This window comes from Streptomyces sp. NH27, from assembly GCF_056859195.1.
The window spans coordinates 1-3,936 of the sequence record NZ_JACEGK010000644.1; the positions used below are offsets into that span (position 1 = coordinate 1).

3 protein-coding genes and 1 pseudogene are annotated in these 3,936 nt (G+C 72.0%); 1 reads left to right on the forward strand and 3 read right to left on the reverse strand.

Annotation, left to right across the window (positions count from 1 at the left end):
- The 3 genes and pseudogenes from AC13HU_RS33695 to AC13HU_RS33705 all read right to left on the reverse strand — a co-directional run.
- Positions 1-221: pseudogene (locus AC13HU_RS33695) on the reverse strand (LCP family protein); the annotation flags it as partial.
- Positions 222-269: 48 nt separating this feature from the next.
- Positions 270-1,814, reverse strand: a complete 1,545-nt coding sequence (locus AC13HU_RS33700) for an LCP family protein (protein ID WP_483045789.1) — start codon at positions 1,812-1,814, stop codon at positions 270-272.
- A gap of 195 nt (positions 1,815-2,009) precedes the next feature.
- Positions 2,010-2,777, reverse strand: a complete 768-nt coding sequence (locus AC13HU_RS33705; protein WP_483045790.1) for a TIGR03089 family protein — start codon at positions 2,775-2,777, stop codon at positions 2,010-2,012.
- A 127-nt stretch (positions 2,778-2,904) separates the two neighbouring features.
- Here AC13HU_RS33705 and manB point away from each other — a divergent pair.
- Positions 2,905-3,936, forward strand: a 1,032-nt coding sequence (gene manB / locus AC13HU_RS33710) for a mannose-1-phosphate guanylyltransferase (protein WP_483045791.1), incomplete at its 3' end; no start/stop codon positions are given.

The following is a 3,936-nucleotide window of genomic DNA, read 5'->3' on the forward strand; positions in this document are numbered from 1 at the left end:
GGGCTGGGGCCGAGGTCCGCCGCGGCCGTCTGCTCGTACGGCCCCGGGTCGTACCCGCCGGCGCCGGCCTGCTGGGCGGGCGGTACCGCCGGGGGTACGGAGCCGGATGCGGGCGGGTTCGCCGACTCGGCCGGTTCCAGCCGCAGTTGGTAGGTGCCCGTGACCGGGTCGAGCACCCACTGGTCCGCCGGGTCGATGTACCCGGAGCCTTGCGTGTCCACGGTCGCTCAGGACCTCCATCCGCAGTGGCCGGAGCGCCCTACCTTAGTTCATCGGCCTTTGCCACAGATGTCTCGGTCGGCCGTCGTCCCCTTGAATGTCGGGGTGTTCGAATGGGTGCCCGAGGAGGTGGCGGAGGAGGTGCCCGAGGGGGTCCCGGACGGGTCCGGTGTGCCCGAGGCCGAGTTGGTGCCGCTGCCGGAGCTGTTGCTCTTGCCGTCGCTGCTCACCTGCACCGGCTGGTCGGCGCGCACGGCGGCGAAGAGGCTGTCGGCGTCGGGCTGTACGAGCTGGTCGCGGTTGCGGTCCTGGACGTACTGCTCGACGGGCGTGGTGACGAAGTGGATCGCCCCGGTGGGTATCTTCTGCAGGCGCTGCGCCAGCGAGTACAGCTCGCTGAGCGAGTCGAGACCGGGGTCGGCGGTCAGCGACTTGGTGGCCGCGTTCAGCAGCGGGTACACCTTCCCCGGGTTGAGCAACACCCCGTCACTCTGCACCTTCTTGATCAGCGACGCGAGGAAGTCCTGCTGGCGGCTGATCCGTTCGGTGTCGCTGCCGTCGCCGAGGCCGTGCCGGACCCGTACGTAGCCCAGCGACTGCTCGCCGTTGAGCTTGTGCTTGCCCTTGGACAGGTTCAGGTGCGAGAACGTGTCGTGGATCGGCTCCGGCGTGCAGACCTCGACGCCGTCGACCGCGTTCACCATGTTCTTGAAGCCGTTGAAGTCCACGATCAGGTGGTGGTCGACCCGCACCCCGGTCAGCTGCTCGACCGCGCGGATCGTGCAGGCCGCGCCGCCGAACTGGAAGGCCCAGTTGAACTGTTCGAACTTCGGGTCGATCGTGCTGCCGTCGGACTTCGTGCACTTCGGCACGTGCACCATCAGGTCGCGCGGGATGCTCACCGCGGTGGCGTTGCTGCGGTCGGCCGACAGGTGCAGCAGGATCGTGGTGTCCGAGCGCTGCGTACCGGAGTCCTTGCCGTACTTCGAGTTGCTGCCGCCGCGGCTGTCCGAGCCGATCAGCAGGATGTTCTCGGTCGAGGCCGGGCCCTCGGGCGGGCGCTGCGACGCCTGCGCCTTCAGCTCGTTCTCGGTCACCGTGTCGGTGGTGATGTTGCCGTTGAGCTGCTGGTAGACGTACCAGACACCACCCGCGCAGGCCAGTACGAGCACGGAGGTGCTGATCGCGACGACCTTCAGCCATCTGAAACGGCGCCGGCGCGTGGGAGCTTCCGCCACGGCCGCCACCGCCGCGACTGCCGCTTCCGGGGTGCCGGGGGCGTCCTCGGCGGCCGGGTTCGATATGCCGGGTATCTCGGAGGCGTTGGGGGCGTCGGGTGCTTCCGGGGTGTCCGGGGAGTCCGGGGTGCCCTCGGCGGTCGGCTCGGCCGGTGCGGTCACCGGGCTCGGTTCGCCCTTGTCCGCGCCGGGAGCTTCGGTCGCGCCGGACCCCTTGTCGGGGGTGGGGCCCTTGTCCGCGTCGGGGCCCTCGGCGTCCGCGTCGGTCTCGTCCGCTGGGTCGGCCGCCTCCGTCGCGGAGCCGGCCACCGCGTCCGCGGCGGAGTCGTCCTGTGGTGGCTCTGCTGGCGTGGTCACGTCGTGCCCGTCCCTCGGTCAGGGGCCCGGCGGATCGCGCCGGGCGTCATCAGTCGCCGGAGGGATCGGACCCGAGTACCCGCACGGCATTCGTTCAGACAGTCGAAACACCTCAAGGGTTGCCCAGGACACCCAACCTGTGCGGGAGTTGAGGAAGTTCTCACGCAGGATCGACACCTGCGCGGTGCGCGACGCTCAGACGGCGCCCGGGACCGCCGTGTGGGTGACCCGCTCCGCGTCCCTGCGGCGGGCCAGCCCGTCGGCCGACAGCTGGTCGAGATGTCGGCACAGCACCACGGAGGACCCGGCGGCGAGCGGCGCCAACAGCCCGGCGGCCAGGCCGTTCCAGTCGTCGTACGGCAGCCCGGACAGCAACCGCGAACCGGGCGACAGCTCCAGCGCGTCGGCCGCGGAACGCGCCCTGACGACCACCTCGCCGCCGGTGAGCACCTCCCCGCCCGGGAGTTCGAGCGCCGGGTCGTCCGGACCCACCGGCACGTACGGCGTGAACCGGTCGCCCTGGCCCGGCACTTCGACCGCGTAGTCCGCGAACCCCCGCGGCGGCTGCGGGAACCGCCCGCCCAGTGGCCGCAGCGCCAGCGCCATCCGCTCGCCGCCGCAGCGTTCGGCCTCCGCCAGCGTGTCCGGGCCGCTCACCACCAGGTCCGCGTCCGCCGGGTCGCCGCCGGGTACCGCGACCACGCCGGTGGAGAACGCGGCCAGCAGCCACACCGCGGTCTGCCAGTGCGCGGGGAGCAGCAGCGCCACCCGGTCGCCGGGTTGGGCGCCGAGGCCGTCCTGGAGCAGATTCGCGGTCTTCGCCACCCAGTTGGCGAACGTCGCCACCGACAACTCGACGCGCTCGCCGGTCGCGTCGTCGTAGAACGTGATCAACGGGCGGCCCGGATCGGCGCGCAGTGCGTCGGCGAGCAGTCCGGCGGGGGTGAGTGCGCTGGAGGTCACGCCGGTCAGGCTACCTGGGAAGATCCGGGTCGCCGCGCGGTGCGGCCGTCGGACGGGGCGGCGAAACGGCTGACGAGATATCAGATGATGGTTTATCGGGTTTACGGCTTATGCCACTATCGTTCCCATGCGAGCACACCCCGCCTCCGCGGCCGGTACAGCCGATCCGACCCAACGTCCCGCCACCGAGGCGATCCTGCTGGTCGGCGGCAAGGGCACCAGACTGCGCCCGCTCACCGTACACACCCCCAAGCCGATGGTCCCGGCCGCGGGGGTCCCGTTCCTCACCCACCAACTGGCCCGGGCCCGCGCCGCCGGCGTCGAGCACATCGTGATGGCCACGTCCTACCTGGCCGAGGTCTTCGAACCGCACTTCGGCGACGGCTCCGCGCTCGGCCTGCACCTGGAGTACGTCACCGAGACCGACCCGCTCGGCACCGGCGGCGCCCTGCGCAACGTCGCCCACCGGCTGCACTCCGCGCCCGACGAGCCGGTCCTCGTCTTCAACGGTGACATCCTCACCGGCCTGGACATCCGCGCCCTGGTCGCCGCCCACCGCACCAACGGCGCCGACGTGTCGCTGCACCTCACCCGCGTCGAGGACCCGCGCGCCTTCGGACTCGTACCCACCGACCCCGACGGCCGCGTCACCGCGTTCCTCGAGAAACCGCAGAGCCCCGAGGAGATCGTCACCGACCAGATCAACGCCGGTGCGTACGTCTTCACCCGCGCCCTGCTCGACGCGATCCCCGCCGGCCGCGCGGTCTCCGTCGAACGCGAGACGTTCCCCGACCTGCTCGCCGACGGCGCCCACCTGCACGGCATGGTCGACTCCACCTACTGGCTCGACCTCGGCACCCCGGAAGCCTTCGTACGCGGCTCCGCCGACCTCGTCCTCGGCCGCGCCCCCTCGCCCGCCGTCCCCGGCCGCCGTGGCGAACGCCTCATCCTCCCCGGCGCCGTCGTCGCCGACGACGCCAAACTCTTCGCCGGCACCTCCGTCGCCCCCGGCGCCGTCATCGGCTCCGGCGCCCTCATCGAGGGCAGCGCCATCCTCTCCGGCGCCCGCATCGCCCCCGGCGCCGTGATCCGCGACAGCCTCATCGGCGCCAACGCCCGCGTAGGTGCCCGCACCGTCCTCATCCGCGCGGTGGTCGGC